The sequence below is a fragment of the Arthrobacter sp. ISL-72 genome (assembly GCF_018613755.1).
Lineage (GTDB): Bacteria > Actinomycetota > Actinomycetes > Actinomycetales > Micrococcaceae > Arthrobacter.
In genome coordinates this window covers 1-16,664 of the sequence record NZ_JAGGPP010000053.1, presented here as the reverse complement: position 1 = coordinate 16,664, position 16,664 = coordinate 1, and the positions used below count along the sequence as shown (strand labels likewise).

The window sequence follows — 16,664 nt, the reverse complement described above, 5'->3', positions numbered from 1 at the left end:
GAGGTCGTCGCCGGGCGCGGCGATGTAGCCGTCCAGGCTCAGGTTCATGCCGAAGGTCAGTTTGCGCATGGCGTCAGTCTCCCGTGAGTCGGTATTCGTTGTACAGACCAGCACGGCGCGGAAAAGTCATCGGTCAGGCCACACCGAGGGCCAGTTGACCACCACGCCAAGCAGATGCTCCGTACGGAAAGGATCCTTCAACGGCCATGCTTCCAGCTTGCCTGTTGATCACCCGAAGGCGCCGGAGAGCGCCAGCGTAGTAATTGTTTCTACCGCGCCACTGACGGCTGCACTGACGGCCGGAGCACCAATCCGTGCGGCGATGGCGTTTAGTTTGCCCGCTTTCTTCACACGTCGCCGGTATTCGGTGTTTCCTGCTGGGTTGCTACGCGCAGTTCCAAGACCGCCGCAATCAGATCCGATCGGTTCTCGTCGTCAGCTACTCCCTTTGCCGTGGACTGAACGACGTCGAGCAGCCTGATCGCATCGTCGACACTTAACCCCTCGGCCTTGGCTTTTGCCTTCGAGCCGATGGCAGTAGGACCGTTTGCGGTCTGAATTGTGGTGTTGTATTGCGTCCCGATGTGCTGGCCCACGGCAGCGTCCACATCTTGTTTTCTTGGCAACTCGGTCAGCGGAGTCTCTGCAGTCAGGTCGGCAACGGCGTCGACGAGTTGCGTTCTAATCTGACCTAGAATCCCTGTGAGCATCGAACCGGGAAGTGAGTAAGACATGCTCAGGATCTGCTGGAACGGGCCAAGCTCATCGTTCCAAATGGCCTGAGCATAGGCCAGACCCGTGCTGGAAAGGAGATCGAAGAGCTCCCGGCGAGACTTTCCAGCTCTTCGATGGGCTGACGGAGTTGAAATGACTCCGGCACGCCCTTCTGGGCCTCTACGGGCAATTGGAGCCGATTGAACGTCTGACCTTTGGCCCAGGTATTCCCACTAATTGAGCTCACCGTTATCGGTGGCGACGGCAGCACCCGGTAGCTGGGACTTCAGCGTCGTCGTCATATCCGGAGAGCTCGTATCTTGCCCATTGCCTCAATGACTCAGAGCCGGTTTCGGCACCGAGCAGCAGGCACTTGCGCAGGAGCCCTGCTAGAGGTTCTGATTCGTCCAGGATTTGCTCCCTCAAGGAGCCGAGTAGTGTGTTGGTCATTTGAAGTCCTTCAACGCGAAGCCCAGGGCATACCAAGCTAATCTACCGGCCACCTCCGACATTAGGGGCCGTACAGGTGCCAGAGCCTGCCCGTTAACCGGTCCGTTTGGGGGAACGTTCAGCGAGACGCTTTCTCGGGAATCCTGAAAATCCTCAGCCGTATGCGTGTGAGCTTCTGAGAAGGCCACTTTCAAGGTCCCCCAAACGGGGCACTACCGGATTCGTACCCTTCGTGTTTCAGTTCATTCATGGCATCGCAATTTCCGATAAAACCGCCGGCAAGCCCGCCGCCAGTCGGAGTTAATCAGGAGGGTAGACGGCGGCTGAATCGAATCGCTTACTTTGGTGGGGCCTTGGCGTTAGCCATGATCACGCTAAACTTCCTGCCAATCGATTCCGAGCCGTGGGTTTGGATAAAGCTTGCCGTCTTTGCCGCAGGGACAACGCTGTACGTCATCTGGGTCACGCGGTTTTCGTTGTGGCAACGCGATGAATACTGGCGCGAACGCGGCAGAAATCCTAAACATCCCCAGCGCTTTCCCAAACAGTCAGACGAGAAATAGCCGCGGTCCAAAATTTAGGGCGTGAAGCATATATGGAACCAGCACATAGTCATGGTGGCGATGCTACCGAAAGGGAAAGGGAGATCTGCGATCCGGATCTCCTGCATCGGCCAGGCATGGGACTTTCTGACCCTAGGGCTCGCTGGTTAGAGGATTCCGAGGTTGAGGTCGAAGCCGCTGTCCGCGGCAAGTTTGTACAGGTCGGTCCAGGTCTGCTCGGGGAGACTGATGCCGCCGGGCTCTGCGTTGGCCTTGGCAACCGTACCGTCCACCGCGTTCGGGACGAGGGTATCGTCGCCCTCCACGCTGGCGCCCTGGAGCGGGACAAAGGATTCGGAGGTGCCGAACAGCCCGGTTTTGACCGTCACGAAGGTGGGCTCACCGCTGTCGTCGTCGGTGTAGACCTGGCCGATGGAACCGATCTTGTCCCCGTCGTGGTCAGGACCTTGCCGCCGGCGTTGAGCAGGCCGTCGATGTTGGCCCTGGTGAACATGGTTCTCTCCTTGGATGTGTTTCCGGTATCGCAGGGGTGAAAGAGCGGGCGGACCCACAGCTGCCGGGCCATCCGGCCGCTGCCCCCGCAGCACTGCCATAAGCACTGCTTACTATCGGGGTGGCAAGCTTCCGGGGAAAATAGGCTCCGCCAATCCCGGCCTGAAGCGGGGTAACGGGGCGGTCCGCGGCCGGCCGGCGTTGCCTGCCCCCGGACGGGCGGCGGCGGTGGCGGTTAGCATGGAGGTATCAGCCGCCGGCGTCGTGCCGGCGGGGGCACGAACCGTAGGGAGAAACACCATGGGTTTGGATGACAAAATCGAAAACGCCGCGGACAAGCTGGGCGGCAAGGGCAAAGAAGCCGCAGGCGAAGCGACCGGCGATGACAGCCTCAAGGCCGAGGGTAAAGGCGACCAGGCCAAGTCCGATCTGAAGCAGGCCGGCGAAAAGGTCAAGGACGCCTTCAAAAAGGACTGACTGCAACAACCCACGCATTGCCCGAAAGGGTGCGGCTCCCCGCCGGGAGCTGCACCCTTTCACCGTTGCCGCAGCGGCGTCGCGAAAGTCCGGCCGCCGCGGTTGCCCCGGCCGCTGCGGAAGCCTCCGGAGGGCAGAACCTTCCGGGCTGGCCGGAAGCATGGGACGCCGGAGTGGGGATGCTGGAGGGGGTGCCTCCCACCCGGAACGGGCCCGGTCCGTGGAGCAGAAGGCCCCGAGGGCCGGTCCGAGGCGCCTTCGCCCCTCATGAGGCCCGGCACTCCTGTTGGCTGTCACCACCGGGATGGCCTGTTTCCACGGCACTGTCCGCCGTAGGCTATGGGGATCCATCTCATCGAGGGAGGCACTCATGCGCGCGGCAAAAACCACGGCCCAAACCGATCAGGCCCGGCATCTTTCCGAGAACCTCAGGACCCAGCTGATCAAAGGGAGGGAGTGGGCCACTCCGGGGGTGGAGGCAGCACTGCAAAGAACGGTGGCGGGGCTGGATACCGGTATTGAATCCGCGTCCCCCCGGATCCAGGCGGCTCTGCGCCGGATCGCTGACGAGCTTGCCGGCGGAGTGGAAACACTGACCCCGCGGGTCCAGGAGCGTCTGAAGGGGGTGGCACCGAAAGCCGCCCCTGTCATCACGGGGCCCGGCCCGGCTGCGACTGGACGGACGGCGTCCCGGAAGGTGTGGCTGATTGCCGGGATGCTGGCCGTTGCAGTGTCCGGGGCAGCCGCGTGGCGCTCTTTTAGGACGCCCGATAAAGAGCCGGTGTCACCGGCAACTGCCCCGGCCCCCAACGACGGGGATCCGGATGCCGGCCCCGCCGCTGCAGCGGCCCAGAGCTAGCCGGACCCCGGCGGGACCCACACCCCGACGCAGGCAGACCTCCAGCAGACTCACGGACGTCTGTCTGCGTGCACCGGCGCATGGATACTGCGAAGGTCGCTGCCTGGATCTTCCCCGGTTCACCGCAATGAAGGCGGCCGCCGCTGCTGAACTGCAGAACACCGGGTCCGGTCCGGCGGCGCTTCAGGGACGGTATCCGGCTTCGGTGCGCCTGCTCAAGGCTGGTTTGAGTCGAAGAAACGATGCTCCGGTCCGGTTGGCGAGGCCGGATTGGCCTGGGCCCTGATAAAGTCGCGGTCCTCCTGGGAGAGGGTGGTTTCGCCGTGCCGGTCGCAGTCGGGGTTCAGGCCGGTTTCCTCACAGATGGTGGCGACCAGTGTCCGCGGCAGGATCAGGCAGCCGGGGTTATCGCTAAGCCATTGCCGCGTGGCGGCACTGAGCCTGTGCCAGTTGTCCCTGAGGTTCATCTCCATCGATGCTGCCTTCCTGTGCACATCGTGATCCCGCATGGGTGGTTTCTGAAGGCCACCGGTTGGGGTTGGCGGCGGAGCCACCGGCGTTGGTTTTCATGCGGCATCGTCGCACGCTGGCCAGAGCCAGGCGACGGCTTCGATGGCGGCCGCCAGACCCGGCTGCTCCGTTGGGCTGCAGAACCAAGCGAAGAGCGGCGCCGCGGACCCTTGGTAATCCGGCTGCGGCATCGGCGGGGCCGTGCGGCACCGCCGCCCCGGTCAACAGTGCCAATAGGTGGGCAATCCCCGCATGGACTGCCGGGAAGATCCACGCAGGGCATACCCATGGAACGGACGGCCCCGCGAGAGGTGCCGGCTCGTGTGTTCGGCATATTGAATTTCTGCCCCCGGCAGCCGCGCTCCTTGCTGAAGGCCTGCGCCCGGGGACACCTTGGTGCGTGGAAGCCGGGCCGGCTCGGGCCCGGCATGCGGCGCTGTTACTGCTTCATGAGCCGGCCGAAGGTGAGGCCGGCTGGAAGTACCCGCCGGCCAGGGCCATGGCCGTGGACGCGACGAGGGCATCGGGGAAGCCGGTTTTCGGGATTTTCGCCGCGCCGGCCGGTATCGAGCAGGCGCGGATCTCCGGGCGGCGCCGGCCGGGCCTGGCCTGCTTTGGGGCGCCCGGGCCTTAGGGCGGACAGTAACCGGGACCGGCCAGGACATGTCCGCTGGCCGCAGGATCCGGGCTTGCTCCTGTTCCCGTTCTCTGTGATGAGGGCATTAACAACGCAGGGAAGCTCTCCGCCTACACGGACGGGCGGACCACCGCGACGTCCTTCGAATACGACGCCTCGGGGCGGACCTCGAAGATCACCTACGGCACCGGCACCACTGCGCAGAGCATCTGGACACCGGCCTACCCCAGCGCAACGTCGACCACCCTGACGGACCCCAACGGCAAGCGCTACCTACAACTGGCACGCCTACCTGAACGATGAAGGCAAGATCATCAACCTGCCCCCGAACATCCGCGCCGGGCACCTCCTGCGCGAAACCGGGCTCTACCTCGCGGACATCTTCTGCGGAAACGACGTCTTCCTCGGCGAAGGGAACCACGGCGCAGACGCGGACACCCGGAGTACCTGATCCGCCTGGCCGAACAGCTGTTCGACACCCAACTGGCGGCCTAGCCCCCTCCACCTTCCCGGCACTCATCTACTCAAATGAGCGCCGGGAAGGTGGAGGCTTGCGCAAAAAGCTTGGGCGGGCCGCCGCAGGGAGCAGCTTCCGCTGTGGTCACCGGCGGCGGCCCGCCCATACCGGACAGCCCCCAGCGCATCACCTGGTGGCGCCGGGCCTGCAATAGGGGAGTGACCTGCGGGTCTGTCAGATTAACGGTGGGTCTGGCCTGGCTTGTGGTTAGTTGATTCTGCCCTCGAATGCGATCGCGAACGCGTTCAACGCCGGCTTCCACCTCGTGGCCCATCGTGCCCGGCCCTGCCCTGTGGGGTCAAGGGAGCGGGTCACGAGGTAGAGGCATTTCAGCGCCGCGGCGTCGTTTGGGAAGTGGCCCCGTGCCCGCACCGCACGCCGGTAGCGGGCGTTGAGGGACTCGATCGCGTTGGTCGAGCAGATCACCCGGCGGATCTCGGCGTCCCAGTCAAGGAACGGGGCGAACTCGGCCCAGGCGTTGCGCCAGAGCCGCCCGATGGCCGGGTACTTCGTGGCCCATTTGGCCTCGAATTCCCCGAACCGCTCACGGGCCGCTGCTTCGGTAGGGGCGGTGTAGACGGGCTTGAGGTCCCGGGAGAGCTCGTCCCAGTGCTGGCGGGGCGCGTAGCGGAAGGTGTTGCGGATCAGGTGGATCACGCACGTCTGGACGGTGGACTGCTCCCAGACCGTGGTGATGGCCTCGGGCAGGCCCTTGAGCCCGTCGCAGACGGCGATGCACACGTCCTCCACGCCGCGGTTCTTGATCTCGGTCAGGACCCCGAGCCAGTACTTCGCGCCCTCGCCGCCGTCTCCGGCCCAGATTCCGAGGATGTCGCGTTCTCCGTTTACGGTCACGCCCAGCACGACGTAGAAGGGCTTGTTGCGCACCTGCCCATCGCGGACCTTGACGTGGATCGCGTCGATGAAGAGCACCGGGTAGACGCGGTCAAGGGGCCTGTTGGCCCATTCGGCCATCTCCTCCGAGACCTTCTCCGTGATCCTGCTGATGGTGTCCTTGGAGACCGTGGCGCCGTAGACATCGTCGAAGTGCGCCGCGATCTCCCCAGTCGTCAGCCCACGCGCGGTCAGGGACAGAACGACCTCGTCGATCCCGTCCAGGCGGCGCTGGCGCTTCTTCACAATCTGCGGCTCAAAGCTGCCCTCCCGGTCCCGTGGCACATCGATCTCCACCGGGCCCACCTCTGTGAACACGGTCTTGGACCGGATCCCGTTGCGCACGTTCCCGCTCTCAGCCGCCCCGTGCCTCTCGTGGCCAAGATGCTCGGTAATGCCACGGGACCCTGGCGGGCCAGAGTGACCAAGCCGGGATCGAGACCGGCCACGATGGACCGGACCGTACTGTAGGAAACAGCGGGCCAGCCGTGGTCGGCGGCCACAATGTTGGCCTGTTTGAAGATGGCAGCCGTTGTCCGGGGCGGCTTCACGAGGGCGAGTCCCTCGATCAGCGAAACGAGTTCGGCAGGTGAGCGGCGGCCGCGTTTCCGTGGCACCGCCGGTTCCAGGCCGGGGCGGCCGTTGATTCTGTAGGCCCCAAGCCAGCGCTGCAGGGTGCGTAAGCCGATCTGTTCAGCGGCGGCGAGAACGCCCAGCGGCACCCCGTCCTCGACGTGCCGGCGCACGACGGCCCAGCGGATCAAGGCCCGGCCCGCAGGCCCGGAGGCAGCGCCGTCGCGCGGGGACTGCCCTCACCCATGACTACACCGCTCGCTTCGCCGCGCCCGGCCTGCGCCGGCGCGGCGGAGCGGCCGCGGGTTCGCGGTGCAGGGCCCGGTAGACGGTGGTCCGGCTGACGCCGAGGACCTCGCCGATTTTCTGGACCGTCATGTCTTTCTGGGCATAGAGGCGCGGAGCCGTCTCCAGCTTCTCCCTGGTCAGCAGGGCGGGCCGCCCGCCTCGGCGCCCGCGGGCGCGGGCCGCCTCCAGACCCGCGTTGGTCCGCTCCCGGATCAGGTCCCGCTCGAACTGGGCCAGGGAGGCGAAGATATGAAAGACCAGGCGGCCGCCGGACGAGGTCGTGTCGATGTTTTCCCGCAGGGACCGGAACCCGATACCGCGCTCCTCCAGCACGGCCAGCTAATCGATCAGATGCCGGATTGAGCGTCCCAGCCGGTCCAGGCGCCACACCATCAAGGTGTCGCCGGGGCGCAGCTGGTCCAGAACCCTAGTCAGCTCCGGCCGGGAGGACAGGGAACCGGAGGCAGTGTCGGTGAAGATGCGGTAGCAGCCGGCGCGGTCAGCGCGTCGTGCTGCAGGGCCGCATCCTGGTCCCCGGTGGATACCCGGGCATAACCCAGCAGGTCTCCCATGCGCCCAAAAGTATCAATACCCGTGAAGCAGCGGAAGAACCGGAACACAGAAACCGGCACTGGGTTTTGCTACAAAAATCGGAGGTGCACCGGAGTCGTGGACGGACCGGCCCGCTTGTAGCAAATACGATCGAATATGACACATAGCGGTGCCTTGGGTCGCAGGAGGGCCGACACTGCTCGAGGGTATGGGCCCCTTCCGGGTGCCCGGAGCTCCGTGGCTCAACTGAGGTGCGCCAGGTACTGCTCCGTTGGACCCTGGGGTTCGGAGCGCGATCGGGGCCTTAGCTATTCCCCATAGTCATACGGTTGATCTGCGCATCAATTCCACCGGCGGCGCGCACAATTTCCGTATAGATCCGACCCGAGCGGAATCTGCCGTCTGTGACCTGAAAGATGTTGACCCCCACGAACTCCAGGAGCGTGCCATCCCGGCGTGTTCCACGCATGCTCCACTCCATCCAAACATCATCGCCGTCCGCCACAGTCCGGGAGATGTTCGCAGTGGGATCAGGCAGGTCGCTAAGAAGCATGCTGAAATTTCGTCGGACCGAGTCCTGCCCCTGCACGGATTCCCCGCGGCGTGCGGGCGCTTCGTCAACATACGCGGCGTCGAAGCAATCCACGGCCGCTTCCAGGTCATGCGCTGACAGGGATCTGATCCACCGTTGCGCCACCGCCTCCGGATCGCTGCTCATGCACTCAACGGTGGAGGTTCACAGAAAAGTTGGCAACATAATGCGCGGCGCTTTTCACCGGGCCGAACCGCCTGAACATCCGGAACCTGGCCGAAGGAGGCAACACCGCTCCCGCGGAGTCATGAAGGCGAGGGTGCCGCGCGAAGCCGCGACAGCCCGAGTGCGGTTGCATCCCGGGTTGTGAACGTGGCGGAAGTCCCGGCGGACCCGGACCTCTTTGGCGAACACCCGGTCCTGCAATCCCGCAGCTCCCCGCCGTCTGCCGGCGGGGAGCTGGCGATGACGGAAGGGTCCGGCGATCGGCGGACGCTCAGTCCTTGAGACTGCTGGTAGTGACTTCGAATTCTTCCACTTCAAGGATCTGCGTTTTTTGCGCATCGCTGGTCTCTGTCCGGATTTTGTTTGCCGCCTCTCGGCTCGCAGCCAGAGCTTCCTCGGTATCCCACAGCGTAATGGAGAGGGCCTTGTCGGTTTCCTTCCCGTTCAAGTAATAGATTCCCCGGCATCCGGGGATTTCAAGCACCCTCTTGACGATGTCTTCCGTGGGTGCTTCTGCGGTGGTTTCCGGGCCGGTTTTATAGGTGCTGACTCTAGCGAACATCGATTTTCCTCCAATAATCCCTGGCTGGAACCCGCTTGCCGGTTCAATCTGCAACGTATGGAGGGGACCTGTGTGGCCGGAACACATGCTGCCGCGCGACGAGCTCTACCGGATGGTTCGGTTCCTCCCACCAGTAAGGACCCGACAGCGCATAAGCACAAGGTCAAACCGGATGAGACCCAATTGCTGTGGTCATCTCCTCGCGGCACCGTCCGGATGCACGGGCAGTGACACCCGAGCGTTTTCCATAAATCAACAGAGACTGAGCATCGGGCACGTCGCTACGGTGGCGCCGTCAGCCGCATTCCGACAAATCACCAAGCCGGCACTGGCCGTTGTTCCGATCAGCCCGTAATCATCCAGGGGCCTTGAAGCCGTGTCGCGGCCACTCGGGGCGAGAATGCCCCTCCCAGCCTTCATCTTTGACGTGACATCCAACCTGACGCGACATCCCACCGCCATTCTGAACTGCGAAATAGCCGCCAAACGGAGTTAACACTCACAGTAGCGGGGGAGCGGGTGTGTCTTGTCTTGGTGTGTTGCAACCCACGGGTTGAGAGGCATCTGCAGGTCCGGGTTGTTGGCATGAATCACCTCGTGGTCTGACTCCAGCCCGTCGTCCCTGCGGTGCAGCCAGTAGCTGGCGGGGGAGCGACGCCCTGCTTGAATAAGACCGTCGCGACTAGCGTGGGATGCGGCGTGCGCGAGAACGCTTCAGTAGCAGCAGGCCAAGGGCCACGACTATCAAGACCGGTGCTACTCCCAGGAGAAATCCGAGCGTCTTGACTACCAGACCGATGATAAACAGGAGCACTGCTGCGGTGCCGATTATCCAGATCAGAGCCTTCATTACCCTCTACAACCTTCGCTTTCACGCGAACCGTTCAGTTCGGGAACCTCCAGGACCGATGAATGGGCCCGGCGGGCACCCGCATTATGTGGTTCGTCGGGGTACGGTGCCGCTTTGTCACCAGCGTACGCCGCGGCCTCGGGCCGGAATACCTTTGGCGCTCAAATGAACGCAGATTGTCCGTTGGGCGATCCTCACGGCTGTGTTGAGATTCTCTGCGCGGACGTGGCTTCTGGAAAATCCGGGCCGGACTGACCTTGCCACCCGCTATCTCGGCCAAAATCATCAAGGACGCACACGGGGACATGGTGTGTGACCCTCACGGCCAGGTTGTCATCTCCCGAACCGACGATGACTTCATCCCGGGAGAAAGCGGAGGCCGCCGGAACTGTCAGCGTCCCCGCTGCGACGGAATTCCAGTTCTTAGACACAGCACCTCTGTCTACTACCAGGCCGGCGCCTTCTGGAAGGCATGCCGCAGCACCGCCGGACCAGGCCCAGTAGACCAATCTCAGAGGGCAGGCATGCGTGCATTCCGGATGCCAACCCTGGCTTGGAGGGACGGCGGCCAGCGGGGAGGCCTCGGCGTCAAAGTATCGCCGCCAGTTCAACCGGACCGCCGGGGCGGGGCGCCCGGACCCCGCTGACAATGTAGGGGTGGAGGGCAAGATCAGCCAGCCCGTCCATTATGGGTCTGGGCGGCGCGGCATATCCGCGCAGGAATCCTGAGATGGCCCCGCACTCATTCAATTGGGGCGGGGCCATCAGGCGTCCGGTCCGGAGGTGGTTTGAGACATGAACCGGACTGCGGGCCCGCCCAGCCTGGAGGGGTAGGTGTCGGTTTCAGAATTCGTCTGCACTGGATCCTGCGGAAGTACGGGGCTGGCACAGGCGACTCCTGACACGGAAGCGCTCGAAGTCCTCTGCACCAGCCACGGTGCTTCTGCCCGACGTGGCCACGGATGTCTCCTGGCAGGAATATCAGCAGCGCTTTGGCAGCTGGGGCTGCCGCAGCGCCCTGGGCGTTCCGATGGACCTGGGCCAAACATCCGAGGCGGTTCTGAACTTCTTCGCCCCAGCGACGGGGCCTGTTCACGGAGAAGGTGCCTAAGTGGAAGCCCCGAAGTCCCCCTGCGTTTTCGAGGACTGACGAGCGAGTCTGGCAGGATAATGTGGGGAATCCTGACATGCCCACCCGCACCGCAGGAGGTAGAGGACGGATGAGATTGCGCTGGGCGACTGTATTGTCCGACTCGAAGCCGGCTGCGTCCTGCATCTGTTCGCCGAGCCCTGCGCCGCCTCCAGGATCGCGTTGCTGGGCGCAGGACCCGTTGACCGGATTCTTGTCGCTTATCAACTCAGCACCGGGCAGGTCCCTTGTCCTACACGGTTCTTCACGTCCAAGGCGGAGGCAATGAGCTGGCTTCAGGACTCCGGTCCCTTAGCCAGCTCTAAACGCCTGCTGCGTCCTGACAGCAAGCCCTTCCAAGGCTCGGCGGCCTTTAGCCTTCCTCTGCCATGGTGCGGAACCTCTTGCGTGGCCTGACGTTGTGCACGATCAAGCCCCACCAGCATCACAGGACGACTCCCACCCACAACACTGCTGCCACGAGGACGAAACCCATCAGGACCAGGGGGTGCATGTGGGCAGTGTAGCGTTTCGCCGGTCTTTGAAGCCCCTACGTCACCAAGTGGTCATTTCTCGGACCTGAGTAAAGTTCTTTGGATTCGCAACACGATTCAGCACCGGCGCATGCGACACCGAGCGATCACAGAATGCCGCCACCAAGCGTTGAAGTCCACGCATCAATCACTGGCATTTCTTTGACGTCCATCTGGGGTATGCCCTAATCCGACGGGTGGTGCACCCTGCCGGGAACAGTCACAACTGGCCCACCCTCAGTGGTCTCCATAGGTGTCGTGCTTGTGGGCAAGTATCCGAAAGACGATGCCGCCTGGTCCGCCGCGCTGGACTTCGGTAATGGTGAAGCCCGCGCTCGTTAGGTACGGTACAGGGTCGCGGGTGATGTGATCGGCGCTGACGCGGATGCTTAGTGGTTCGATAGCCCGCATGACGGCGCGACCCAGGGCGCGCGTGGAGCGCCCGTGTTCGGCAAGGACGAATACCCCGCCCGGGCGGAGTACACGGTAGGCCTCACGGCTGGCGGCCAGCGGATCGGGGATGGTGCAGAACGTGAAGGTGGAAAGGAAGGTGTCGGCGCTTTCCGACGGTAGGTCCAGGGTCTGCGCGTCGCCGTGATGTAACTCGACGCGGTCGATTCGCTTTTCCGCTACGCGTCTGCGGGCGATGGCGAGCATCTTCTCGGAGAGGTCAAACCCGGTCACATGCTCCACCCCCGGGCCGTACAGCGGGAGGTTCAGACCCGAACCCACTCCTATCTCGATTACTGCCCCGTGGGCCATCGACACGGCCCAACCCCGGGCTCCATCGGCGATATAGCGCTCGAAGAAGCCCATCCACCGGTCATAGACGCGGGCGTTTTTGTTGAAGGCTTTCGTGATGTCTTCGTTGCTGGTTTGGTGCACATCAGCCCCCGGAAAAACTGGATTTCTTCGCTGCCGGCCCCGTACCGAAAAGTTGCCCTTGTGACGGGCGATTATGGCGCGAGTTTTGGAACAACTTACGAGACAACCAGACTACGCGTCCTTCCGAGGATCCGTGTCATTTTCCGAAGTCGTCTGCACGGAATGTCAGAAGTCGTCTGCACAGCCGTTCCGTGTCCGTATACGGATCCTTTACCGGACGTTCAAAACATGGGGACCGGAGTGATCCACTATTCAACCGCTTCAAGGTGGCCAATGCGATCAGCAGACCGTTTATTAGGGAGCGGTATCTGACACGGAGGTTTCTACGGCAGTCCACGCTATGGGCGTGCCCGCTTTCATCGCGCCATAATCCGTCGTGAGGACTTGGCGTTCCCCGATCAGTTGGCCTGTCTTGGGATCGATGATGATCTCTTGTCGGCTAAGAGTGCCTTCCGTCCGACCGATGGCCACGCCTGTTCGTCCGTCCAGGTTCGCTTGCCCTTCCGTAATCGTCACCCCGGGAATCATGGCCGCGGCTTTGTACAGTGCCGCCCGGAGATCTGCGGGGACGAGTCCCGTTCGCAAAAGATCAGCGATGAACACCAATGCTTCCCCATCCACGGACTGCCCTGCACCCAGTGTTCGTATGTAGATGTGGTTCAGGAGCCGATAAGGATCCCGGGGGAAGACAGACATATCCGTAGTGAGTATGCCGCCGGGCTGCCCATAGAACTCCCCCTTGGGCGCCCGCAGCGTCTCAGAATGGGCTTGGATGCCCTGCTCCAGGACGTAATTTCGTGCCTTGTCGTCGAAGAACGTTGTAGGCACACGCCCCGAACGCAGCCACACCCACTCAGCAGTCCGGTCAGTCGGGATATACATATCCATTTTTTCTGTATCCAGCCACTGGTATTTGGAACCGTCCTCAGTCCAGGTTTCAGTTGACCAGACGTTGGTGCTTTTGACCCTCAGGTACTGCCCCGGATTCACGACAGGATCGGCGCTGGTAATCGCCGTTTCCGCCGCCGTATTGAGAACTTCAGCGGCATCGGCGGTGGCACTTCCTCGCCAACCGGCAAGCCCTACGATGTCTCCAGCAACGAGTGCAGCGAGAACAGCTGCTGCAGCCAATGACGTCACCCACTTCCGCGTCCGCCGTTTCCGCTTAGCGGAGAGCGAGACGACGGTTGGAGTATACTCCAGGCTGCCAGTGGGGGAAATTTGGTCCGAAGGACTCGTCGCCGCTGTCTGGAAGGTTCTGAGGGAACGCTCCCTGCTCGCGGCCAATTCCTGGTCCGTAATATGTGCCGCTGGATCTGCAGCAGCCATGTGGCGTCTTACTTGTTCGTCTAAGGTTTTTTGATTCATTGTTCTGCCCCCTCTGTCTGCATTAGGTGGCCCAGTGCCTTACGGGCTCGGTGCAGCCTCATCCTGATGGCCGTAGCGCTGGTATTCAGTAGGTCGGATATCTCTCTGGAGTTGAAGCCGTCCCAGTAAGTCAGGAGTAGAACTTCGCGGTCTTCCGGGCTCAGTCGGTGTAGAGCTTCCTGAAGGGGAGAATCCCGCGAGAGGGCTTCGGGGTCACCGTGCTGCTCCGGCCGGAGTTCTCCTATGAGCTTTGCGGAGCGGGCTGACGACCGGTCATGGTTTCGAAGTACGTTACGAGCAACACCGAAAAGGACCATCACTGACAGGGATTCGCTGTCAGTCGATTTCTCCCAAGCAATCCGAAAAACCTCTGCGCACAGGTCCTCAGCAGTCGCAGCGTTCTCAGTTCGTCGGCGGAGATAACGGTAGATCCGGTCATGAGCGGCCGCATGCGCTATCAAGAAACGCTTCTCCCGCTCCAAATTCGATCTATCCTTCCGGACTGTTTGAAAGCTCATACCCGGTTAATGTCCGGCAATCCCGAAAGTGTAACTAGCAGCTTGAATAATTCTTGGCAGGTAGTAGACAGTTGGGCTAAATCCGTCACATCAAGCCGTCAGTCGTCCTATCGGCTTCGTTGTAGAACACCGTGGGCGCGGCACTCCCTCGAATGAGTTCGCGACGATTGATGCCCAGCATTTTTCCTCAGCGCTCTGTGTCATCCCACTGCCCGCAAGCCGGTCCGTTTGGGAACCCTGACCGGGCCGAAAATTGACACTGCAACGGGACGCAGCCAAAAAGCGATCAGCGGCAACGATTGGGCGGCCCATGCGGAAAGCAACGGAAACCGGGCAGTTGCAGCATGTTCATCCCGACGGGGGGACGGGGCTGACGGCTGGCCCGACACACGGGCGAATTGGCTCAGAAGCCGAATTTGCAGGTTGCTGGATGACGATCAGGGCCGTGATCGGGGATCGAATCCGGAGGGCGTTGTCTGGCTTGCCGTTCGCGGAGTCGCGTGACGGTGCTCCTGGATGGCTATGTGGTGACAAGCTCTAGCGGCATCAATAGGCTCAGGGCATGAGTCAGGGCATACAGGAGTGGAACCGGAAACAGCAGCGGCTCATGCTGGTGGCGATGTTCAGCGTGCTCGTCGTTTCCTGGCTGAACATTCTTTTGTCATTCGTTGAGCCATGGAGTTGGCTGATACTCGGCCTCCAAGCGGCTCTCACGATAATTTCCATCGCTCTGCTGACACGCTTTGTTCTCCGTCAGCGAGACGAATACTGGCGAGAAAGAGGAAAAGATCCCCATCACCCCGAACTCTAAACGTCGCTGGAAGAAGGGAGGCATGCTTCTAGGCCCCTGAGTGACGTCTACCCTTCAGGGGCACGCTCTTTACTTGGGGCATCGAAGCGATCGGGCTGATTTCGGAATTGTTGAGAACTGTCCGACGCACGGGGCGAGGTCGCCGGACAAGGTCAGGCAGCTTCCATGAGTTCGATGCTTTTAGCCAAAGGCCACGTGCACGGGCTTGAACCTGAAAGGTCCGCCGCACTCGGGTCCGAAGGGGTGCTCGCCGGTTGATTCCGTTTCTATTGGGAGATCACGGGCTATCCGGCCACCTGAAGTGGCCACGGCTTCCACATAAATAGAGGTGACACTGACTGGTGGGTTCAGGTACGGCGAGGACTGCGGCACCAGCCATTTTCCATCAGGGTTGATGACCACCTGCAGCGGAGTGCATCCATCCCCAAAACAAGCTGCTACGGACTCCGGCGGGATCGAGAAGACCAGCTCCACATCACCTACGTACGCCCAGCCCATTGCTGGACATGCCCGGCTTATCCCGGGCGTGTGGCCGAGTAGGGCGGCAACTGCCAGCACTGTCGCAACTACGCCTAGTGCAAGCAGGAGTGGGCCCCGAGGCTTCATACTGTGAGATTAACTCCTCATTCAGCGGATGTCTCGCCATAAGGACTCCTATTTGTCGTTCACGGGCGGGGAACCCTGAGAGAGACGTTTCGAAGAAGCGCCGACGGCAATAGCGGTTATTTTCGCTCGATCGTGCCAACACTCCAGCCGCCACTGACTTGCAGTATCGGAGCGCCGTAGAAACAATAAGCCATGCGTGGCACCATCTACCTGGGCGGCGGAGGCTCGCCTGATGACGAACACCTGCTTTGGGCGGAGATGTTTCGACTCAACGCGAATATCCTCTACTGGCCATTCGCACTGGACGGGGAAATGCTGAACGGCGCGGACGCCTGGCTCAGAGGAAATCTGGCACAGCACTGGCCCGATCATCAGCTAACCACTTGGACCGACCTGGACGGACACGCCCCTGACGAACTCCTCGATTTCGATCTGCTCTTCATCGGTGGAGGCAACACATTCCACCTTCTAGCCCACGTTGCCTCGCATGCCTTCATTGATCCGATACGGAGGTTCGTAGCAGCAGGGGGTTCCTTGTACGGCGGAAGTGCAGGGGCCATCCTCGCTTCCGACAGTATCGAAATCGCCGCCACTCACGACGACAACAACACACAACTCGAGCAGTTCACGGGCCTACGTCTCGTCTCAGGGGTCACTGTGCTCCCTCACTACACAGCATACGAGGAAGCAACAGCGAAGATGTGGCATAGGCGGCAGAACAAACCGGTCTTGGGCATCCCGGAGAGGTCGGGACTCCTTGTTGAAAGCAGCGGCGCTCGAGTTGTTGGCAAGGAACCCGTTTACGTCATCGATGAACGCGCAGTCCAACCTGTGAACCCTGAAAACTATCTGCCGGCCGGTCTCATTGCAGCCAACGATAACTCCAAGGATGGCCTTGCAGCACAGGGGCCCGTGCCAGTTAGCAGCGGCGATTCAGAACAGGGTTAGACGCAGTTACGGGTAACGGACACAACACATCGGCTTGAGCGTCCTGATCGTGGAACGGCTACTGGGATGGTTTTCCAGGTCAGGGCTGGCATGGCGCGATGTTGGCGGTGTGCGCGGTGCCGCGCCTTGCGGGATGCCCACCATTAACTATCCCTATCCGGACGGATCGTC

15 protein-coding genes and 2 pseudogenes are annotated in these 16,664 nt (G+C 62.1%); 6 read left to right on the top strand and 11 right to left on the bottom strand.

The features are described from left to right. Positions 1-347 precede the first annotated feature (347 nt). Together J7I92_RS23495 and J7I92_RS24775 are read right to left on the bottom strand one after the other, a co-directional pair. Positions 348-734 carry a hypothetical protein gene (locus J7I92_RS23495; RefSeq protein WP_214844385.1) on the bottom strand — a complete coding sequence of 129 codons (387 nt, stop codon included), beginning with the start codon at positions 732-734 and terminating at the stop codon, positions 348-350. Between the two features lie 229 nt (positions 735-963). Then, positions 964-1,164, bottom strand: coding sequence for a hypothetical protein (locus tag J7I92_RS24775; protein ID WP_214844383.1), 201 nt, complete (start codon positions 1,162-1,164; stop codon positions 964-966). 248 nt (positions 1,165-1,412) lie between these two features. Here J7I92_RS24775 and J7I92_RS23485 point away from each other — a divergent pair, with 248 nt between their 5' ends. Further along, positions 1,413-1,727 carry a hypothetical protein gene (locus J7I92_RS23485; protein ID WP_214844381.1) on the top strand — a complete coding sequence of 105 codons (315 nt, stop codon included), beginning with the start codon at positions 1,413-1,415 and terminating at the stop codon, positions 1,725-1,727. A 146-nt stretch (positions 1,728-1,873) separates the two neighbouring features. Here the strand turns inward: J7I92_RS23485 and J7I92_RS24465 are convergent, their stop codons facing one another. Further along, a complete protein-coding gene (locus tag J7I92_RS24465; protein WP_214844379.1) occupies positions 1,874-2,320 on the bottom strand; it encodes a PRC-barrel domain-containing protein in 447 nt (148 codons plus the stop codon). Between the two features lie 199 nt (positions 2,321-2,519). On the opposite strand from J7I92_RS24465, the gene J7I92_RS23475 reads away from it, so the two are divergent. Both J7I92_RS23475 and J7I92_RS23470 read left to right on the top strand, forming a co-directional pair. Then, positions 2,520-2,696, top strand: a complete 177-nt coding sequence (locus tag J7I92_RS23475) for a CsbD family protein (RefSeq protein ID WP_214844377.1) — start codon at positions 2,520-2,522, stop codon at positions 2,694-2,696. A 370-nt stretch (positions 2,697-3,066) separates the two neighbouring features. Then, positions 3,067-3,555, top strand: a complete 489-nt coding sequence (locus J7I92_RS23470; protein ID WP_214844376.1) for a hypothetical protein — start codon at positions 3,067-3,069, stop codon at positions 3,553-3,555. A gap of 215 nt (positions 3,556-3,770) precedes the next feature. Here the strand turns inward: J7I92_RS23470 and J7I92_RS23465 are convergent, their stop codons facing one another. Beyond that, positions 3,771-4,064: a hypothetical protein gene (locus tag J7I92_RS23465; RefSeq protein ID WP_251040383.1), complete on the bottom strand. Its 294-nt coding sequence runs from the start codon at positions 4,062-4,064 to the stop codon at positions 3,771-3,773. 671 nt (positions 4,065-4,735) lie between these two features. On the opposite strand from J7I92_RS23465, the gene J7I92_RS24280 reads away from it, so the two are divergent. Next, the gene (locus J7I92_RS24280; protein ID WP_214844389.1) at positions 4,736-5,005 is read left to right on the top strand and encodes a hypothetical protein; all 270 of its coding nucleotides are present in this window, start codon (positions 4,736-4,738) and stop codon (positions 5,003-5,005) included. Between the two features lie 421 nt (positions 5,006-5,426). On the opposite strand, the pseudogene J7I92_RS23455 reads toward J7I92_RS24280, so the two are convergent. The 7 genes and pseudogenes from J7I92_RS23455 to J7I92_RS24770 form a co-directional block, all read right to left on the bottom strand. Then, a pseudogene (locus J7I92_RS23455) lies at positions 5,427-6,509 on the bottom strand (IS256 family transposase); the annotation flags it as partial. 426 nt (positions 6,510-6,935) lie between these two features. Continuing rightward, positions 6,936-7,546, bottom strand: a pseudogene (locus J7I92_RS23450) (recombinase family protein). Positions 7,547-7,830: 284 nt separating this feature from the next. Beyond that, positions 7,831-8,244, bottom strand: coding sequence for a nuclear transport factor 2 family protein (locus J7I92_RS23445; RefSeq protein ID WP_214844375.1), 414 nt, complete (start codon positions 8,242-8,244; stop codon positions 7,831-7,833). A 310-nt stretch (positions 8,245-8,554) separates the two neighbouring features. Then, positions 8,555-8,899, bottom strand: coding sequence for a hypothetical protein (locus J7I92_RS23440; RefSeq protein ID WP_251040382.1), 345 nt, complete (start codon positions 8,897-8,899; stop codon positions 8,555-8,557). Between the two features lie 2,695 nt (positions 8,900-11,594). Further along, the gene (locus tag J7I92_RS23435; RefSeq protein WP_214844374.1) at positions 11,595-12,242 is read right to left on the bottom strand and encodes a class I SAM-dependent methyltransferase; all 648 of its coding nucleotides are present in this window, start codon (positions 12,240-12,242) and stop codon (positions 11,595-11,597) included. 294 nt (positions 12,243-12,536) lie between these two features. Continuing rightward, positions 12,537-13,610: a CU044_5270 family protein gene (locus J7I92_RS23430; protein ID WP_214844373.1), complete on the bottom strand. Its 1,074-nt coding sequence runs from the start codon at positions 13,608-13,610 to the stop codon at positions 12,537-12,539. Next, complete coding sequence (locus J7I92_RS24770) at positions 13,607-14,128, bottom strand: RNA polymerase sigma factor (protein WP_214844372.1); 522 nt, start codon at positions 14,126-14,128, stop codon at positions 13,607-13,609. The genes J7I92_RS23430 and J7I92_RS24770 overlap by 4 nt, the downstream gene beginning before the upstream one ends. A gap of 562 nt (positions 14,129-14,690) precedes the next feature. Between J7I92_RS24770 and J7I92_RS23420 the strand changes: the two genes are divergently transcribed. Continuing rightward, entirely contained in the window at positions 14,691-14,939 is a 249-nt protein-coding gene (locus tag J7I92_RS23420; protein ID WP_214844370.1) for a hypothetical protein, read from the top strand. Positions 14,940-15,737: 798 nt separating this feature from the next. Then, entirely contained in the window at positions 15,738-16,493 is a 756-nt protein-coding gene (locus J7I92_RS23415) for a Type 1 glutamine amidotransferase-like domain-containing protein (protein ID WP_214844369.1), read from the top strand. Positions 16,494-16,664: the final 171 nt, after the last annotated feature.